The 20,205-nt window shown below is 45.2% G+C and carries 14 protein-coding genes; 10 read left to right on the top strand and 4 right to left on the bottom strand.

Annotated features, from left to right (window positions below):
* The first annotated feature begins 40 nt into the window (after positions 1–40).
* On the top strand, positions 41–1,705 hold the full coding sequence (locus AB4209_RS12750; RefSeq protein WP_372056134.1) for a VRR-NUC domain-containing protein: 1,665 nt from the start codon (positions 41–43) through the stop codon (positions 1,703–1,705).
* 200 nt (positions 1,706–1,905) lie between these two features.
* Positions 1,906–4,260, top strand: coding sequence for a fatty acid cis/trans isomerase (locus AB4209_RS12745; protein WP_372056132.1), 2,355 nt, complete (start codon positions 1,906–1,908; stop codon positions 4,258–4,260).
* Between the two features lie 101 nt (positions 4,261–4,361).
* Here the strand turns inward: AB4209_RS12745 and AB4209_RS12740 are convergent, their stop codons facing one another.
* A complete protein-coding gene (locus tag AB4209_RS12740; RefSeq protein WP_372056130.1) occupies positions 4,362–5,300 on the bottom strand; it encodes a LysR family transcriptional regulator in 939 nt (312 codons plus the stop codon).
* 93 nt (positions 5,301–5,393) lie between these two features.
* On the opposite strand from AB4209_RS12740, the gene AB4209_RS12735 reads away from it, so the two are divergent.
* Genes AB4209_RS12735 through AB4209_RS12725 form a run of 3 tightly spaced genes read left to right on the top strand, consistent with a single transcriptional unit; the run spans position 5,394 to position 9,434 of the window.
* Positions 5,394–6,719, top strand: a complete 1,326-nt coding sequence (locus AB4209_RS12735) for a cytosine permease (RefSeq protein WP_372056128.1) — start codon at positions 5,394–5,396, stop codon at positions 6,717–6,719.
* A gap of 5 nt (positions 6,720–6,724) precedes the next feature.
* A complete protein-coding gene (locus tag AB4209_RS12730) occupies positions 6,725–7,849 on the top strand; it encodes a DUF917 domain-containing protein (RefSeq protein ID WP_172379197.1) in 1,125 nt (374 codons plus the stop codon).
* 4 nt (positions 7,850–7,853) lie between these two features.
* Positions 7,854–9,434 (top strand): hydantoinase/oxoprolinase N-terminal domain-containing protein, encoded by a 1,581-nt coding sequence (locus AB4209_RS12725; protein WP_372056126.1) that lies wholly within the window; start codon positions 7,854–7,856, stop codon positions 9,432–9,434.
* A 130-nt stretch (positions 9,435–9,564) separates the two neighbouring features.
* On the opposite strand, the gene torS is transcribed toward AB4209_RS12725, so the two are convergent.
* Positions 9,565–12,570 carry a TMAO reductase system sensor histidine kinase/response regulator TorS gene (gene torS, locus AB4209_RS12720; protein ID WP_372056124.1) on the bottom strand — a complete coding sequence of 1,002 codons (3,006 nt, stop codon included), beginning with the start codon at positions 12,568–12,570 and terminating at the stop codon, positions 9,565–9,567.
* 92 nt (positions 12,571–12,662) lie between these two features.
* Here torS and torT point away from each other — a divergent pair, with 92 nt between their 5' ends.
* Positions 12,663–13,691: a TMAO reductase system periplasmic protein TorT gene (gene torT / locus AB4209_RS12715; RefSeq protein WP_372056122.1), complete on the top strand. Its 1,029-nt coding sequence runs from the start codon at positions 12,663–12,665 to the stop codon at positions 13,689–13,691.
* Positions 13,692–13,751: 60 nt separating this feature from the next.
* The gene (locus AB4209_RS12710) at positions 13,752–14,207 is read left to right on the top strand and encodes a methylglyoxal synthase (protein ID WP_076654699.1); all 456 of its coding nucleotides are present in this window, start codon (positions 13,752–13,754) and stop codon (positions 14,205–14,207) included.
* A gap of 87 nt (positions 14,208–14,294) precedes the next feature.
* Here AB4209_RS12710 and AB4209_RS12705 read toward each other — a convergent pair whose 3' ends face one another.
* Positions 14,295–14,645: a VOC family protein gene (locus AB4209_RS12705; RefSeq protein WP_076654698.1), complete on the bottom strand. Its 351-nt coding sequence runs from the start codon at positions 14,643–14,645 to the stop codon at positions 14,295–14,297.
* Positions 14,646–14,731: 86 nt separating this feature from the next.
* Positions 14,732–16,807 carry a DNA helicase IV gene (helD, locus tag AB4209_RS12700; RefSeq protein ID WP_372056120.1) on the bottom strand — a complete coding sequence of 692 codons (2,076 nt, stop codon included), beginning with the start codon at positions 16,805–16,807 and terminating at the stop codon, positions 14,732–14,734.
* A 177-nt stretch (positions 16,808–16,984) separates the two neighbouring features.
* Here helD and yccS point away from each other — a divergent pair, with 177 nt between their 5' ends.
* From yccS to AB4209_RS12685, 3 genes are all read left to right on the top strand, one after another.
* Positions 16,985–19,168, top strand: a complete 2,184-nt coding sequence (gene yccS / locus AB4209_RS12695; protein WP_372056118.1) for a YccS family putative transporter — start codon at positions 16,985–16,987, stop codon at positions 19,166–19,168.
* Between the two features lie 332 nt (positions 19,169–19,500).
* Positions 19,501–19,686, top strand: coding sequence for a hypothetical protein (locus tag AB4209_RS12690; RefSeq protein ID WP_372056116.1), 186 nt, complete (start codon positions 19,501–19,503; stop codon positions 19,684–19,686).
* Between the two features lie 121 nt (positions 19,687–19,807).
* Positions 19,808–20,128: a hypothetical protein gene (locus AB4209_RS12685; RefSeq protein ID WP_372056114.1), complete on the top strand. Its 321-nt coding sequence runs from the start codon at positions 19,808–19,810 to the stop codon at positions 20,126–20,128.
* Positions 20,129–20,205: the final 77 nt, after the last annotated feature.

Genomic DNA, 20,205 nt, shown 5'->3' with positions numbered 1-20,205 from the left:
ATTTGTTACTGAAGAGCTTAACCTTAGGGTTAGGCTCTTTTTGTATCAAGCGACTTCTCCATTGACGACCGAAACCACTCTTCAGCTCTCCCCCACTTATTATCTCGACAACTTCAATCGACTGGTTGAACACGCTCAAACGCTCTACCCCGATCTTCTGAGTGATGATGAATGTCGTTGGTTGTCCGCATACAAACGTCTTTCTGTTTCAAGCCAATGCCTAATGGTTCGTTTGCTTTCTCGTAAAGGCCGTTGGTTTCGCAGCGATAAACTCAACTATGTTGAGATCCCAGATCTAAAGACCGTACTGCAAGAGCTAAACAGCTCAGGCTTCATTGGGTTGAGTCATCCCGAAGAACAGCATGACCTCGCCATTAGTGAGGTCGAGCTCGGGTTTCACTTGCTCACCAAACCAGAGCTGTTGAGTGTATTCCCCGCCCTTAAGATCCATAGAAATGCCAAGAAAGACGAGCTGTTGTTACGGCTTGATCAGCAACCTTTTGATCAATTTCAAAACCTCTCTTTCGACTGTATTTACGTCATCGAATCTCAAGTGATTGATGTATTACTGTTGCTGTACTTTGCCAACACCTATCAAGACTTAAGTCAGTTCGTGTTAAGCGACCTTGGGCTAAACACCTTTGAGAACTACCCATTAAGCAAGCAACACCGCTTCTTCACCTCTAGGGATCAGCTCAATCAATTAATCCAGATGCGCGATATTCAACGCTTGTATTCAGAAGGTGACCGCAAAGATGGCGAGTTTCTGGAACTGCTTTTAAATGCGATTCCTGAAGAATCAGAACACAGAAGTATTGCCAGAAAACGATCGCGTTTGATCAATGATATTGCTCGCGATCTTGAAAGGCTTAATCTAAACGACCAAGCTATCTTTTGGTTCAGACAATCTACACTTCCTCCGAGCAGAGAACGACTTGCACGCATCTATGATAAGCAAGGCACGCTAGACTTAATGTGTGACATTGTCACGCAAATGAAAGCTACTCCATCGGATGTGTCAGAGTTGGAAGTCGCTATTAAGCTTGAAGACCGGCTGCTACGGAAACAGGGGCACAAAGTTTCACGAACCATAAAGCCGAGTTGCAAAGAGTTAAAACTGGAATTAGACCTCAGCCAAACGCGAGTCGAGCTTGCGGTGAAGCAGCATTATGAGAACCAAGGTTGGGATGTCTACTTTTCTGAAAACAGTTTTCTGTGTGGCTTGTTTGGTTTGGCTTTCTGGGATGTCGTTTTCGCAGACGTTGAAGGCGCCTTTATCAATCGATACCAACATCGACCATTGGATCTGTACCATTCAGATTTCGCAGACAAGCGAGCCGAACAGATTGAAGCCGTGTTTCAGATGATATCCAAACATGGGCTGAACCATTTGCCTGATACTCACGATGAAAAGCTAGGTATCGCGAACCCCTTTGTTCACTGGAATTATTTCCCTAAGATACTTATCGAACACAGCGTGACTTCGATTCCAAATGCCTTAGTTGTCGATCTCTTCAAAGTAATATTGAGTGACTTAAAGCTGTTTAGAACTGGGATGCCAGATTTGATTGCATTCAAGGGCAATGAGTTTCATTGGATTGAAGTCAAAGGCCCTGGCGATAAACTGCAAGACAACCAGTGGCGCTGGATTAAAGAGTTTGAGCGATTGTCTGTCCCTTTCTCTGTTTGTTACGTCAATCAATGAGTCTTACTCTTAGCTCATGGCTGTTAGCTCTTAGTGTTTAATCTGGCTAGGTCTAAGCCCTAATTTATGAGCAAAAGCGAGTGACTTGCATCGACAAGTTACTCGGTTCCATCAAGATCTTATCTATAAGATTGTTAGAACATGAGCATTTTCAATCATTTTCGATATAATTAGAGAAAATGCTTAATATATAAATACGTATGAATTTGAAAAAACTCTTCATTTTAGCTTTTGTTAGCGTCTTCTCAGGTTGTGCCGTCTACGCGGGTTTAAACTTCGACGAGTTGTTTGGTGAGCAACAAGTACGCGATCGCCAAGCCCCTATTCTTTCGGCTCAAGCACAGCACTTCATTAACGAAGTAAAACCCATCATTGATAACCGATGCGTGGTTTGTCACGCTTGTTATGATGCGCCCTGCCAGTTAAAGATGTCTTCAGTAGAAGGTATAGACCGAGGTGCAAGCAAAGCACTCGTTTATCAAGGTACCCGTTTAACTGCTTCTGCCCCTACTCGCTTGTTTGAAGATGCTATAACCACACAAGAGTGGCGTGATGCGGATTTTCATCCTGTCCTCAATGAGCGTATGCAGAACTCAACCGCTAACCTCGATGCAGGTCTTGTTTCTCGTATGTTGATCCAGAAAGAGAATCACCCTCTACCCGATCAAACCCAGCTAGAAGGTTTCGACTTTTCAACCGACCGAGACCAACAGTGCCCAACGATTGAAGAGTATGCCCAATATGAGAGAGATTACCCAACTTGGGGAATGCCGTATGGGATGCCAAATTTAGATAAAACAGAATACGCAACTTTAATGAGTTGGTTAGAAAATGGCGCGTTGATGAACGACCATATCCCGCTGAATGATACGGAACAAGAGCTCGTTAATGTCTACGAAAGCTTTTTAAATAAAAGTGACAATAAGAGCCAACTTTCAGCTCGTTACATCTATGAGCACCTGTTTTTATCTCACGTCTATTTTTCTGATTTAGCTCAACCCACACGTTTCTTCACTGTTGTTCGCTCTGCAACACCACCAGGTGAAGCGGTAAAACGCATCACGACTCGTCGCCCTTATGACGATCCAAAAGTAGACCGTGTTTACTACCGCCTGATTCCAGAGCAAGGCAGCATCGTCGACAAAACGCACATGCCTTTCGCACTTAATAAAGAACGTCTACAAAAGTGGAATAACTGGTTTGTCGATGCGAATTACTCAGTAAAACAACTTCCTAGTTACAACATTGATGTTTCTGCTAACCCAATGACTTCGTTTGAAGCGCTGCCAGTAAACTCGCGCTTCCACTTCATGTTGGACAATGCTCAAAACACCATCATGGCCTTTATCAAAGGGCCAGTGTGTCGAGGTCAACTTGCTCTAAACGTGATTAACGATCGTTTTTGGATTTTCTTCATTGACCCCGAGAAAGCCGACTTACCAGAAATAAATGCCTTCTACGCGAGCCAAAAGAAAAACTTAAAGCTACCTAGTGAGCTAGACAGCAATACGGTTCCTGTCACTAATTGGGTAAGATACGCGAAGCAACAAGCACGATACCTAAATGCCAAATCAGACTTCACCAACCAATGGTTTGAAAGTGGCGTAAACCTGGACACTGACATCATTTGGGATGGCGATGACGTCAACCCAAATGCAGCCCTCACCATCTTTAGACATTTTGATAGTGCCTCTGTTGTGCAAGGGTTAGTTGGCACGCAACCTAAGACGGCATGGATTCTTGATTATGCTCTTTTAGAACGCATTCATTATCTTCTCGTCGCAGGCTTCGATGTCTACGGTAACTTTGGCCACCAACTGATTACACGCATGTTCATGGACTTCTTACGCCTTGAAGGTGAGAGTAATTTCTTAACCCTTCTTCCTAAAGACGTGCGACATATTGAACACTCAAGTTGGTATAAAAACCAAAGCACACAATTGAGCGACTACTTGCAGCGTAATATTGCACCTTTTGAACAACCAACCAGTGTGGTTTACAAAACGGCCGATCCTAAGCGTGAACTGCTTAACATGATCACAGATAAGCTCGCACCTGTCCTCGATAATCGCTTTGATATTGTTGAAACAGGTTTTGGTAAAAAGAATGAAGCACTGCTTAATCAAGTGAATTTGATTAAGGGAGAAGGCCTACGTCATGTACCTCAATTAGTCATGATCATGATTGAAGGCGAAAACGGCGAAGAACAGCTGTTCACCATGATTCACAATAATGCGCACAGCAACATTTCTAGCTTGTTTAATGAAGAAGGTAACCGTGATTACGCCAATGATGACCTAACCCTCGTAAGAGGCGTTGTCGGTAGCTACCCTGCGGCTTACCTGTCATTAACCGAGAGCGAGATTCCGACTCTGGTCAAAACGCTGCAAAACTTAAACACGGAAGAGGACTACGTGGCGCTGCTAGACAAGTTTGCGGTACGACGCAGTTCTAGCGAGTTCTGGCCATTCAGTGATCGCGTTCATCGTTGGTATCAACAAGACCAACCAATCGAGTTTGGTTTGTTGGATTACAACCGCTTTGAGAACCGTTAGTTTTCACTCATAAAGCATAAAAGCAAAAACCCTCTGTCTTGGCAGAGTTTTTTTTGCATAAGGGAAAGTATCTTAAGTGCCATTGAGAAGCGACGAGTTTTCTATATTGAATCCGATGCTTCCGGTTGGTGTAGCTCATCAAAAAACGCACGCGCGGCGGGAGAAAGGGAATCCACAGGTTGCTTCAACACCACGTAAAACTGGCTCTTGAGGCTCCATTTCTCGGGCTGAAGCGGAATCAAGGCTTGGTCATAATGGCCACGGTCGATTAAGTGAGACGGTAAAAAACTCAGGTGTGTGCCCGCCAAGGTTAAAATTACACCCGACTCGACATGCCAGCCATCAAAAGGCTTTACGGAATCGTACTGCTCAATATTCAGTAATCGGAACATCTCATCTTTGGCATAGCCCCCCATGTTGATACGACAGCCATCCAATGAGAAATCCTTGTCCATGATCTTCTCAGCCAGATCCTTACGCGCATACAAATAACTGTGCTCTTCAAACAGTGGGTATTTATGTTGAAACGCTGATTTTTGATGTGACCCTAGAACCACTATCATCATATCAATCTGGTTCTTTGCTAACTTCTCATTCAACTGAGTGAAATCGCCGACATCAACACTCACCTCTACACTGTTACTGCGTTGGTAAAACGTCTCGATCGCTTTAGGAAGTGGGTTATAGGGCAAAGTGACGGTGTTATCCAAGCATCCAATTCGCACATGCCCAGAAAGTTCTGTCTGTACACCTCGTAACTTATAAGCGAAGTCGGTTAAGGTCGATTTTAGTTGGTTCGCATATTTATACACTTGCTCACCCTCGTGAGTCAGCTTAAACCCCCTTCTTCCACGTTGGCATAATGTTAATTCTAGGCTTTTTTCCAAGGCAATAAGCTGATTACTCAGCACAGGTTGGCTAATACCAGTGCTTGCGACCGCCTGATTGATGCCACCTTGCTCAGCAATTTCACAAAAAAGCTCTAATCTTCGCAGGTCTCTTTTATCTAACTTATTGTTTGAATTCACTTTGCCACTCACATTTGTTTTTTGTTATGTTTATATCTGATTATATTCATTTATTAACAATAAATACATCAGTATGCTTTATTCACACTTATGGAATAACAATGCATGGATGGCAATATGGCGGCAGAAGCTTACGTGAATAAACCCGAAGCAACACACAGCCACAAAAAGATAGATGACTTCGAATTGGAACCCGTTCCCGAGAAGGCCAAACGATCTTGGTGGGTTATCAGCCTTATTTGGTTGGCTATCGGCATCGATATTTCGGGATTGTTTCTCGGCTCGATCCTAAGCAGCGGTATTGGTTTTGAAGACGCACTGCTTGCCACGTTTATTGGTTCAGGTTTATTGGCGATCATCGCGATGCTGTGTGCCAACATTGGCTTTCAAGCTGGTGTGTCTACCCCGCTGGTGAGCAGCGCAGTATTTGGTCGTAACGGCGGTAAGATTCTTGGTTTCATCAACGGCATCTCATTAGTTGGCTGGTTCGCATTCCAGGCTGATTTCTTCGCTTTCATCATGGTCGATGCATTGGCGAAATACGACATCATAATTTCACACCTCACCGCTCTTATTGGCGGCAGTGTGTTAATGATGATGACGGCTATCTATGGCGTTCGTGCTTTAGGCAAACTCAGTACCTATTCAGTGCCTTTGATGGTGACACTCATTACCATCGGTTTGTTTATGGCCGCTGATTATCAAGGTGGCACAGCGCCATCGATTGAAGATCCTTTGACGCTTGGCCAAGCCATCTCTTTTGTTATGTCTATCTGGATTTTGGCAGCGGTTGCTGCACCTGATATTGCTCGCTACGCCAAAACACGTCGTGATGCGATTTTAGGAGCGGGTATCGGTTTCCTCGTCGGCAACAGTGCCATCATTCTTATCGCATTGATCTTGACCAAAATGACAGGCACCGACGACCTAGTAGAAGTCTTCTTCACCCTAGGTTTAGGCATGGCGGCCATCATCGTACTGGTGTTTGCTCAATGGACCACCAACAGTAGCAACCTGACCTCTGGCGGCTTATGCATGTCGATGGTTCTACCGAAGATTCCGCGCCCTGTTCTGGTTGTGATCATGACCATCGTCGGTATTGGCATTGCTCAACTCGGCATGGTGAACAAGTTTACTGACTTCTTAATGCTCCTCAGCGTAACCATTGCGCCTGCGGCAGGTGTCTACATCGTTCAATATTATGTTTTAGATTCAACAAAAATGAGCTTTGAGAACATCCAGCAAGTTCCAGCTTGGATGTTTAAAGGTTTAGCTTCTTGGGCATTTGGTACTGTCTTCAGCGCTTGTACCGCACCAGAGTTTTTCAACCTGTTTTCGTTCACCAGCATATCGGCGTTAGACGGCATTCTTGCCGCTGGTGTGATTTACCTCGCCCTAATGAAGCTTTCTCCTTCAAGTGATAAGGAATAGTAGTTGTGATTATTACTGAACAAATGATTGATGATATCGCGCTTGGTGCGACGGTATTAGGTACTGGCGGCGGCGGTGACCCATACAGCGGTGCCTTGATGGCGAAAGTAGCCATTGCAACGGCAAAGCACCCTGTACGCATGATTCCTTTAGAAGACGTGCAAGACAATTGGATGACAGTCCCCTCTTCAATGATTGGCGCACCAACCGTCGCAGTAGAGAAACTCAATTCGAAAGATCAAATGCTAATTGCATTCGAAGCGATGGAAAAAGCGCTCGGCACTGAAGTAGCGGCAACGTTTCCTATCGAAGTGGGCGGTTTTAATTCGCTGATTCCAATTCTCGTTGCAGCGCAAAAGAACATTCCTGTGATCGATTGTGATGCGATGGGACGTGCATTCCCAGAAGCTCAGATGGTGACGTTCTTTCTTGATGGTCTCCCTTCGGCACCAAACACATTGGCCGATGAGCGTGGCAATGTCGTCACACTTTACCCAATTGACGGTATTTGGTCTGAAAAGTTTGCGAGACCAATTACCGAACAGATGGGCGGATCTGCAGCAATGTGCGATTACCCAATGAATGGTAAGAACCTAAAACGCAGCGCACTGCCTGCAACACTGACTCAAGCAATGAAGATTGGTGAAGCGATTAGACTGGCGAATGACAACAATCAAAGTGGCACACAGGCCGTGTTAGACATTGTCGGCGGCCATACCATCATCAGTGGCAAGATTGTTGATATACAACGTGAAACCGATGGTGGCTTTGCAACAGGCGGTGTCGTGATTGAAAAGCTGGCTCAGTTTGAAGATACCGGTGTCGATAACGTATTTGTACAGTTCCAAAACGAATTACTTCTCGCTCACAAAGGCACAAGCCGCGCCGACATGAACCAAGATAACCTGCTGGCATCAACACCAGATCTTATTTCGATCTTGGATCATGAAACGGGTAAGCCAATCACAACCGAACAACTTCGTTACGGGCAGCGCATCGACCTTATCGCCTACCCTTGCGACCCTAAATGGCGCACTGACAAAGGCATCGAAGTCGCGGGCCCGGGTTACTTTGGCTACACAGTAGAGTATCAAACCATTGAACAACTAAAGTCTGCATTGAAGAGGTAGTCGCATGACAAACATTACGCTTGATTACTGCCGTTTGGGCATTGACGTAGGTGGCACCAATACCGACGGTGTGCTGCTCGACGCAGACTTAAATGTGATTGCCAAAGTAAAAACCGCAACCACACATGACATTTCAACTGGCATTGATAACGCGATTACTGCGCTATTAAACCAAGCAGACATTGATGGTCAGCAAGTGAAACATGCGATGCTTGGTACCACTCAATGCACCAACGCAATCGTTGAACGAAAAGGCTTAGATAGAGTCGGCATGATTCGCTTAGCGCTTCCCAGTGGTGATAGTGTTCCGCCACTCTGTGGTTGGAGCAAAGCTTGGCAAACACTGCTTGGGGAGCACTTCTACCAAGCTCACGGCGGCTATGAATACGACGGCCAGTTGATTGCCGATATTCAAGAATCTGAGATCCGCGAGCTTTGCCAGAAAATGAAAGGCCAAGTGGATTCTATTGCTATCTGCGGTGTGTTCTCTCCCGTCAATGGCGACCAGGAGCTTCAAGCAGCAGAGTGGATTCAACAAGAACTTCCGGGGGTGAACCTTTCGTTATCCCATAAAGTGGGCAGCTTAGGGCTTTTAGAACGCGAGAACGCCACTATCCTCAATGCGGCTCTGCAAGGTACAGCAAAACGATTCGTAGACGGCTTTTGTAATGCACTCATCAATCATGAAATCCACACCACACCTTATTTCGGTCAGAACGACGGCACACTGATGTCGCAGCAATTCGCATTGATGTACCCGATTCTTACCGTGGCTTGTGGCCCAACAAACTCGATTCGCGGAGCAAGCCACCTGACCAAGTTAAAAGATGCAATCGTGGTCGATGTGGGTGGCACTACGTCTGATATCGGCGTGCTAACTCACGGTTACCCAAGAGAGTCGAGCTTAGCGGTAGAGATTGGCGAAGTGAGAACCAACTTCCGCATGCCTGATATTTTGGCGTTAGCCATTGGTGGCGGCACCAAGGTTCGTTTTGAGCAAGAACGTATCGAACTAGGCCCTGAAAGTGTTGGTCACACTCTAACGCAAACGGCGCGTAGCTTTGATGGTGATGAACTTACGCTCACCGATATTGCACTCAAAACAGGTCAAATGCAGTGGCAGGCAGAGCATCAATTGAGTGATGAGATTGGTGTTTCGGCCGAACAAGCAAGCAAGGTTTACCAACAAATGGTCACGGATGTTGAAGAAGGCATCGATAAGATGAAGACATCTGCAGCGAGTGTACCCGTAATCATGGTTGGCGGCGGCAGTGCACTATTCCCAGATCATTTTGGAGGAGTAAGCCAAGTGGTTCGCCCTGAGCACTTTGAAGTAGCGAATGCCATTGGTGTTGCGCTGGGAGAAATATCAGGCCAGTTCGATAAGATCGTACCGATTGATCCAGCATCACGTGAAGAGACCTTAAAGGGCTTGGAGGAGCAATCAAAGCAACTGGCGATTGAAGCTGGCGCATGCAGCGATAATGTCGCGATCATTGAACGAAGCGAGATTCCATTAAGCTACCTTCAAGGCAACATGGTTCACGTTAAGATCAAAGCAGCTGGACATATCAAGATGGCTTAGAGCTGTTCCTCGAACGCCTTACTTAGATTCTTATTCGACAATAAAAAAGCAGGTTACTTCTTCATATTAATACGGAGAAATAGCCTGCTTTTTTTGCTTTTATTTTGGGGCTTTCAGCCCAATAACCACTTTATAATTGTTCTCGGAGCGCTGCTAGCGAGTCTTTCACCAGTTCAGGTAACGAGTCAGCATTATCGCGATATTGAAGTAATGGATCCTCGCTCGCTTCAATGCTCTGGCACAAAGCAAACAGTGCAGATAACCCTAGGCTGCCGGCAGACCCTTTCAGTTTATGAGCTAAAGACTTAATTTCACGAGCGTTGTCAGCGGCACTTGCCACAACCAGTTCATCGAGAGTGACTTGGCTGCTTTGGTCAAACAACCCAACAATCTGCACTATTTTTTCTCGACCGAGAATAGCCAAGTCGTCTTTGATAATCTTAGGGTTAATCATCTGCACAATCGGTTCTCCTTGATTATGTTCCGCGTCTTGCTTTGCTCGTTGTGTCGAGCTTGCAAATGCCAATGCTGATAAGTCTAGCTCGGTCTCCTGAGGTTTAGAGTTTAATTGACAACAAACAGCATCTGACGGATCCGGCTGAGGCAGCAACAACGTGTGCCCGTCCAACTGTTCAACAATCAATTCCGACAAGGCTTCCTTCTCTAACGGCTTAGGCAAGAAACCATCAAAGCCAGACGACAAGTAGCTTTCCACTTCTTCGTTAAACACGTGAGCCGATACTGCGATCATTGGGGGTACTTTTCGAATTACGTCTTCTTCACTTTCATGCTGAAGCGCATCGTCTTTGAGTTGTTGAATTAACTCAACGCCATCGCAGTCCGGTAAGTTAATGTCCACTAGCGCAATATCGAACTCTTGCTCACTGAATATGGTTCTCGCTTCTTTTCCGGTTGTCGCGATCACAACCTCGTGTCCTAGGTTATGCAAAAAGCCTTCAGCAACGATGCAGTTTACGGGGTTATCTTCAATCAGAAGTACTTTAGCTCGAATACACGTTTCAATGACCGATACTTTCGTTTCTATCTTCTCACCGGCTTCAAGTGGCAGTGAGAACCAGAACTGGCTACCCTCGCCTTCTTCAGAATGAACGCCAATATCCCCGTTCATTGCCAACATGATGCTTTTACTGATCGCTAATCCAAGCCCTGTGCCACCGGTTTTGTTGCGACCGCTGTCGGTTTGGGTAAAGGCATCAAACAGACAAGCTTGTTCGCTAGCGTCAATGCCGACACCGGTATCTGACACTTCAAACATCACTCGATTTTCATCTTCGATATCTAAGCTGATAAAGATATCGACCGAGCCACTTTCCGTAAACTTAATCGCGTTGCCGACCAAGTTATTCAAGATTTGGCTGATTCGCGTTACGTCGCCACGCCAATAGCGTTGTACGTCACTTTCAATATGGAAATCAAAGTTCAGCTTCTTCTCAGCGGCACGCCCTTCCATCAATTGGTAGGTGTCTTGGACCATCTGATAAAGGTCAAACGACGCCGTACGGATTTCTAAATGCCCTGCTTCAATCTTTGAGTAATCCAACACGTCATTCAAAATCGCGAGTAGGTTCTTACCGCTGCGGTTAATGATGTCTGCATAGCCGGATTGCAGCGGGTCTAATCCGGTATCTTTGAGCAATCTTGCAGTACCTAATACACCGTTCATCGGCGTTCGTATTTCATGACTCATCGTGGCAAGGAAAGCGGATTTCGCTCGGCTAGCTTGTTCTGCGGCGTTGCGAGCCTTAGCGTGATTCCCTACCTCTATATTCAACTTTTCATTGGTCTTTTGCAGTTGATAAGTTCGGTCTGTGACCAACTCTTCTAAGTGTTCTTTGTGCTCTTCAAGCTCACGCTTTGCCTTTGCTTCGCCCACTGCCACCACTTGCAGTGCCTGAGCGGTATTTCTGGCGGTAATGATCGCCTCGCCCATATGAGCCAGTTCATCATTGCCCTTAACTGAAATATCGATATTCAAACGGCCTTGCGCGATAGACATTAAGGCAGAGGAATATTCAGTAAGGCGTTTAACTACTGAGATATACACCACTCGCCACACGATAAATGCGACGATAACCAAGCCAATAACTGAAATCACAGACAGCGACCATTGAGCCAAATTCAATGTACTCGTTAGCTCATCAACTGCTTTCTTGGTGCTTAGGTTTGAGTCATCCACCAACTGGTTAACCGTAGTGTTCAATTGAGAGAACAACTCCAACGTATTCTGCATCAGAAACTCTGACTTCTTGGTGTTCTCATATTGTTCTAACGAGATATCGAACACGACTTGGCGTTTTCTTAGTTCTTCTAGAAGCTGAGACATCTGCGCTGAACGCGTAGGATCTTCTACCGCTTTTACGCGACGCGCCATGATTCTTAAGTTAGATTCAAACTCAGATTGGATTTGATGAATACGTTCTACGTTGGTAACGGTTTGTGTTTCTTCAATTTGATTAAGCATTTTGAACGCCAACAAATGCAATTCGTGCAAGCGTTCAGACAAATCAAGGTCAACCTCAACAAGTGCATCTAGTGCTTGGTAGGCTTTATCCGTTTCTTTGGTTTCTAGCAGATCGTAAATGTGCGTTACGTTAGCAACCGCAATGGTAGCCGTGTTCAAAACCTGGGTTCGTGTTAGCTGTTCTAGCTCTTCGGCGAGCAAACGCATCTCTTCGACACGAGACGACAACTCTTTGCTTAACCAAAGCTTACGCTCAACCGACACACCCAGCTCAGCCAGTGTATTAATAACGCTTTGGACATTATTTTCTAGTTTATCGAGGAGCTGTGAATCAAAACTGTCGACACCAAGGTCTTTGATATGCTGAAGAAGTGACTCAAGTTGATCGAACAGTACAGTGCCAGCCTCTTTTCTTTCGGCCTCGTTTCTCGCGCTAGAAAGCGTTTGCACAGATGAAATAATCCGGTTACTCAACTCAGAAACCTGACGAGCTTCGATCATGGCAGGAAGCGCTGAATCAACGACGTTTCTTTCCGTTTTTGCTACAAAGCTAAAACCAGAAACACCGATCAATGCAGACAATAGAACCAACAGTGCCATCACTAAGAATGAGGCCAGCAGCTTGCGTCCAATACTCGCTGAAGCTAACAACATAAACTCTAAACCTTAAAACGTTCTTCTTTACCCATGCAGAATACGCTATATTTTGCAGTGTTTCTTATCTAAAACCAATAAAACGGCAATTCATGCTATCTAGACCCTTTGCTTCAAAAATTCTTCTTTCATTACTGACCTCGGTGACCACTGTCGCAAGTGCTAACGAGCCATTGAGCCCGATAAAACCAGCCGAAGCCACATCGCATAAAGAGAAAATTTGTGCCATTTATCCGCACCTAAAGGATTCTTACTGGTTGTCTGTTAACTACGGAATGGTTTCAGAAGCAGAAAAGCAACAAGTTGAACTAAGAGTATTAGAAGCTGGCGGGTACCCTAATGTTGCCAAGCAAGCCTCGCAACTGGTGCTTTGCACGCAATGGGGCGCCGATGCCATTATTTTAGGCACAGTTTCACCCGATGCGTACCATGACAACCTCAGCGATTGGGTTGGCTCAACACCAGTGTTCGCAACCGTGAATGAGTTGACCGTTAATGACGAACAGCAAAAGGTATTAAAAGGTACGGTTGGTGTCGACTGGTATCAAATGGGGTATCAAGTCGGAGAGTTTTTGTCGAAACGACACCCGAAAGGATCTGGCGAAACACCTATCGCTCTGTTACTTGGCCCACAAGCGAGTGGTGGAACTAAGCCTGTGGCACTTGGCTTTTATGATGCGATCAAATCAAGCGATATCAAAATCGCCATCAGTTATTGGGCAGACAACGATAAAGAACTGCAAAGAAACCTAGTCCAGCAGGTGATCGAGCAACCGGATATTCAATATATCGTTGGAAGCGCCGTCGCTATTGAAGCGGCAATCAGTGAGCTACGAGCGGCGGATAAAACCCAAGAGATTGGGTTAATTTCGAGTTACCTCAGTCACGGCACTTATCGCGGCTTACTTCGTAACAAGGTACTTTTTGCACCTACAGACAAAATGGTAGAGCAAGGTCGACTGTCGGTAAAACAAGCCACGAGTTACTTACGCGGCCAACCTTATGAGAAACACAGCGCACCAATTATCGAAGCGCTAACCCCTGCAACACTCAAAGATCAAATTATCGCCGACTCATTGTCACCTTCTGAGTTTCGTCCGGTATTCAGTGTGAATCCTTAGTGTTATATTGGCTTAAGAACTCAAAACAATAAAAACGAAACAACAATTTAGGGAACATCCATGCAAAAAACGACGCGCACTATGCCAACACACAAGCATATCGCTTTGGTCGCTCATGACCACTTCAAACCTGAGCTACTAAGATGGGTTAAAGAGAACAAAGAAAAACTGCAAAAGCACTTCCTTTATGCAACGGGCACGACAGGTTCTCTACTAAGTAAAGAAACAGGCTTAGCAATCAAAAGCATGATCAGTGGCCCTATGGGCGGTGACCAACAACTTGGTGCACTTATCTCTGAAGGCAAAATCGATATGCTGATTTTCTTCTGGGATCCACTTAATGCTGTACCGCATGACCCAGATGTAAAAGCACTGCTTCGTATCGCAAGTGTTTGGAATATTCCTGTAGCAACCAACCGCGCTACTGCTAACTTCCTATTCAACTCTTCGATGCTTGAAGAAGAAGTGATCATCGAGATTCCAGATTACGAAGCGTACCTTGCTGAACGTACCTAACGCTTATGTAGACAGATGAATACATACTAATAAGCCTGCTTAATCGCAGGCTTTTGTTTGTCTGAATGTAGAAGTTCTGATTACAAGCTACTTGTCACTCCACACTGCCATTTCATTGCCACTTGGCTCTCTAAAATGGAAACGTCTGCCGCCGGGAAAGCTAAAGATCTCACGGTTTATCTGACCACCAGCTTCAATCACATCGCGCTCGGTTTGCTCAAGATCTTGGCTATAGAAAACCATCAACGCAGCACCGTGATCAGCATTCGATGCGAGATCTGCCAAATAAAACCCACCCATTAAGCCTTTACCTTCAAAAGCTGAGTATTCCGAGCCATAGTCTTCAAAGCTCCAACCAAACACTTGGCTGAAAAACGCCTTAGTGGCGGCGATGTCTTTCGCTGCAAATTCAATGTAGTTAATAGAGCCATGTTCCATAGCGGGTTCCTTCTGCTTTATGTCTTTACCTTATGATATTAGGCCGAGATTGAAGATCTAACCTTAGACAATCACGTCAAGTAACATCACTTTTTGCGAACGACAGGGTAATCAGATCCATGCAGCTCTTGTACAAAACCTGAACCGTCGCCACTGTGTGTGATCCATACTTTCTCTTTTGCCCGCGTCATCGCGACATAGAATAGGCGACGCTCTTCCGCATAAGGGAACGCGTCTGATGATTCGGTCAAGGCACCATCAATATGCAGCTGTTTTTTCTTCGTCGGGAACTGTCCTTCGTCCACACAAAGAATAATAACGAAGTCTGCTTCTTTACCCTTACTCGCATGGCAAGTCATGAAGTTGATATCAATCGAGGTGTAGATCTTTTTCCAATCGTCCAGCAATTCTGGTTTGTGGTAATGATTGCGTCCAAGCAGCAGCACTGATTTGTTGGTTTTACCTTTAGATTGACGGTTCAATTGATCGAGGATCTTCTCCACTTCTTTGCTTGGCGCACTGTACACCGCCTTCTGCTTCTGTTGCTTGAAACTGTTTAGTTCTTTCGGAATCTGAATTGGGTTTTCTTGCACAAAGCGATTAGCCACCGCACCTAACTGATTGTTAAAGCGGTAAGTGGTATCTAGGTGATGAATGGTCGAGCTTTCAAAGCGCTCCTTAAAGCCCGTGGTTAAATCTACATCCGCGCCTGCAAACTGGTAAATCGACTGCCAGTCATCGCCTACCGCAAAAATAGAGGCTTGGTGCTCGGCTTTCGATTGATTACAAAGCGCCTCAACCAAGGCAAGACGATCTGGAGAGATATCCTGATACTCATCGATCATGATGAACTTCCAAGGCGAGATAAACTTGCCCTTCTCGACATACTGAGTCGCTCGGCTGATCATGGTTGAGAAGTCGATATGATTCTGTTCTTTCAGTTCCTTTTGCCACGCTGTCACACATGGCCAACACAATGAAAGCTCACTATTGAGGCGCGTATAGTCTCGGTGATCAATCAGCTGTTGCTGTACTTCTTTCTTGGTTAAGCCAGAAGCGTTCAACTGTTCAAGCTGCTTTTCAAGCCAACCAATCAGCTTGAGGTTTGAAACATGACTACCTAGTTCATCATCACCCGTTAAATAAGCGATTGGCCATTTAGATAAGTGCTTTTGCCAACGTTTGAAGTTAGTCGGCGTCATCCAGTGCTTCTTCAACCAATCAATGCACCATGCTTGGCGTTGGTTGTCATCAAGTGCTAACGGAGAAATAACCACGCGTTCGGGTTCAACTTGATTGAGGATCTTTAAGCCCAACTGGTGGAAGGTGCTGACTTGTACCTTCTCGGCTGATAAACCAATTGCACTGTCGAGGCGTTGCTTCATCTCTTCTGCCGCTTCACGACCAAAGGCGAGCAATAACAACTCTTCAGCTTGAGCTTGATGGCTTTGTAGTAAATACGCGACACGAGCCGTTAGCACGCTGGTTTTACCCGAACCAGCACCCGCTAAAATAAGGTTGTGATCATCATTCATCAATACCGCATATTGTTGTGACAAGTTCAGTGGCGACGACTCACATTGCGCAAACAACACTTCCCAATTTTTTCGTTCTGTCTCTAGCCACTGCTGGTTTCTTTCGGCTTGCTTGATTTCCGTTTCAGATAACCATGGTTGCATCCTCGCAATGCGCTTTGGCATGCGTTGCGCGGCCTCTTCAAGCGTCATCGTCATACTCTCTAGGCCTGAGTTGACCATATCGACCCAAGTATTGACCTTAGAGTGTGGTAAGAAGGCAGGAAGTTGTTCAAGGCGTGTTAATTCAGCTTCCCATTGAGGAACGTGTTCTGCCAATTGTTCACATTGGGTGTCGTGCCACTTCTGATAAGCAGCAACGGAGGCGCGTGCAAATTGACGACATTGATCCCAAGGTAGACCTTGTACTAACCAACTGCGCTGTTTTCCGTCTTGTTGATTAGCAAAAAACTGTAACGATCCCCAAAACAACCCGCGCTTGATCGCGATCTTGCCACTCCAAATAGTAAACGGGATACGCTCTTCACTGCCCACTGAAGATAACAGCAAGCGTGGACCATCAAGTTCAACTTGATGATATTCATTTTGAATAAAAAATTGTGCAGTCTTGTTAGCGCTTAGCTGCATTGGAGTGTGCTCTTAATTAGGAATATTGAATTTATATCATGATGCAATGAGAATTAATAATATCTCATATTTTATCGACGCAATCATGACCACCTACGGGCAATTATGGATAAGTATCAAATTCTTGTGCTTGATTTCTGTTAGGATTATGGTTTTTAGTGTGTCAAGCGAGCGACTGTGGACTTTTCAGCCAAATTACGCCTCTATTGGGCAAATAAAACCATAAATTACAGCGTATTAATTCTCATCACCCTACTCGGAGTGGTTGTGCCTGCTTGGTATTATGGACAAAACACACTGATCACGCCTTTGATCTTAGGGGTTATCGCGGCAGCCCTTGCAGAAAGCGATGATAGCTTTACCGGGCGCTTGAAAGCACTTACGCTGACGTTTATCTGTTTCGCCGTCGCGGCTTTCTCTATTGAGATCCTCTTCAATACACCTTGGTTGTTCGCCATAGGGCTTTTTGTTTCAACCTTCTCTTTTATCATCCTCGGTGCCATTGGCCCTAAATACGCCAGTATCGCGTTTGGTTCTCTGTTAGTTGCCATCTATACCATGCTCGGCGCGCACGAGAGCACCAACCTGTGGTTTCAACCGCTTCTACTTTTAACGGGAGCCGCTTGGTACTATTTTATGTCGATGATTTGGCAGATAGTGTGGCCAATGCAACCTGTTCAGCAAAACCTAGCGACGGTATTCGATCAAATCGGTAATTACATCGACTCAAAAGCAGAACTATTCTACCCCGTTTCAGATTTAATTCCCCAACCACACCGAATCATTGAAGCTAAGCTCAACGCAAGTACCGTTAATGCCCTCAACATGTGTAAAGCGACGTTACTCAACCGTTCTAAGCGTGGGCACATTGATGGGCCGAGTGACCGATTTCTTAACACCTACTTCATCGCACAAGATATTCACGAACGCGTAAGCTCAAGCCATTATCGCTATCAGGAGTTGGCTAAGCACTTCGAACGCTCTGACGTACTGTTTCGATTTAAGTATCTACTCGAAGCTCAAGCCACAGCATGTAAAGAAGTAGCGAGCTCATTGAAAGTCGGTGCTGAATACCAACATGGTGACAAGTCTGTACTGGCTCTTGATGAACTGATGTCTTCGCTAAATCATCTGCACCAACAGAACAACCCTGAGTGGAAATCACTGCTGAACCAGTTGGATTACTTATTCAATAACCTAGCAACCGTTGAAAAGCAGCTCTCAAATATCAGCAACCCTGATGCAGAGAAGATCGAGGAAGGTGTGTTAGACGATACCAATCCTCATACGCTGACGGCAATGTGGCACAAAATCAAAGCTAACCTGCACACCGATTCGATGCTATTCCGCCACGCGATTCGTATGGCGATTACTTTGACGCTGGGCTACGGAATAATCCAAGGCTTTGATATTGAGAGAGGTTATTGGATTCTTCTGACGACGCTATTTGTGTGTCAGCCAAACTACAGCGCAACGCGTCAAAAGCTGACGGCGCGTGTCATTGGTACGCTCGCAGGCTTATTGATCGGAGTTCCGTTACTGACCTTCTTCCCGTCTCAAGAGAGCCAGTTGGTGTTCATTGTGATCAGTGGCGTGATGTTCTTTGCTTTTCGAATCAATAACTACGGATTCGCGACTGCCTTTATCACACTGCTTGTGCTCTTCTGCTTCAATCAGTTAGGAGAAGGTTACGCGGTGGTGTTACCGAGATTAGCAGATACCTTTATTGGTTGTGCCCTCGCCGTACTTGCTGTTATTTACGTATTGCCTGATTGGCAATCGAAGCGACTGCACAAAGTGATGGCAGATGCGCTTGATTCCAATAAAAACTATCTCGCTCAGATCATCGGCCAATACCGTGTTGGTAAGAAAGACAGCCTCAGCTATCGTATCGCTCGTCGTAGTGCGCATAATAATGATGCAAACCTGACTGCCGCTATCAGTAGCATGTTGGTTGAACCGGGCAAGTACCGCACCTCTGAAGATGAGAGCTTCCGATTCCTAACACTCAACCATGCTCTACTCAGTTATATATCTGCTCTGGGTGCACACAGAACACGTATCGATGATGAAGCGACGCACAAGCTGGTGTTAGATGCTCACAGAGTCATACACGAGCACCTCGACGCTCTAAACGATCAACTCTATTCTCATCAAGAACAGTGTGAAGTGAAAAATGCTTATGACCCTGAGCTGGATAAACGTTTGAGTGAGTGGCGCGAAGAAGATGAGAGTTCTGTCAGAATGGTTCTACAACAGCTCCATTTGATCTATCGAATGCTTCCTGAGTTGCATACCTTAGCGACCAAGTTTGCAGTTAAGGTTAAGATCGATAAGCCGTTTGAAACAGAGGCTTCTTGAACAACAAACAAAATACTGTAAAAACAAAAAGATAACGCCAGTTGCTCACCTTTTGATCATTGGCCATATTTATACATTGCTTTACCTATACCTCAATTTGGGTAGAGCAATTACTTGCCTACCCTTGCCCCACAAGGGTTACAGGAGTTTTTACATTGTAGGAATTTTCTGACTTTGATTGACCAAGCCTTAACTTTGCCTAACATTTCTCGGACAAAAAACAACCAAGGGAATTTATAGTTGTCTTAGTTTTAGGAAACTTCAAACTTCATTTAATATTCACTTAATCTTGTTTGATTTCCTGTATCAGTAGGCTATGCTCTATAGAGCATATGGATTTGAACAAAGGTCACACTATGAATACACAGCAATTTGAAGCGTTTAAGCAACAAATACAGCTTCTTAGCCCACAGCAATTAAAAGCACTTCAAGGTGAAATAGACGGTAACCTTGAAACTGAACAGCCTTCTTTGCTCACTGATGAAGAGATAAATGCGCTAAATGATCTGTTCAGTTAATAGACAGGCATCACTATTTTAGCTTAAGTTCACATTTTCACCGTAAATTTCATCCGTTCACCATTGCGCTCAAAATATCGTCCGCCTAGACTCATTTCATACGTCAATAAAAGGTTCTGCTATGTCGATATCTGGTATTCAATCTGGTTACGCCATTATTCAGCAGTCAACTAACATGGCTGTAGAAGCCGCTATTGAGCTTAACCAAGCCTCCAAACCCTCTCAAGAATCCGACGACACTTTCCAAGCTAGCGATTTCAGCTTTAATCAGGTTGAGCCTGAACAATCCATTTCCTTGAAAGACAAACAAACCGAACCTACTTCATCTTCAACCGACTCGTTGATAAAACTGACACAAAGCGCAAGTTACAACCGCGTTGGCGCGAGTGTCGTTGATCGTCAAAACGAAGCCATCGGTAGCCTTCTCGACATTCATATCTAAATTACACTGACATACAGCGCATATTTTGCGAAACTCTGCTGCTTTTTGCTTCAACAACCACACAAACTGTAACTCAT

The sequence above is a fragment of the Vibrio sp. 10N.286.48.C11 genome (assembly GCF_041469805.1).
Taxonomy (GTDB): Bacteria; Pseudomonadota; Gammaproteobacteria; order Enterobacterales; family Vibrionaceae; genus Vibrio; species Vibrio crassostreae_C.
The sequence above is the reverse complement of the archived record's forward strand: the minus strand, read 5'-3'. Positions and strand labels throughout refer to the sequence as shown.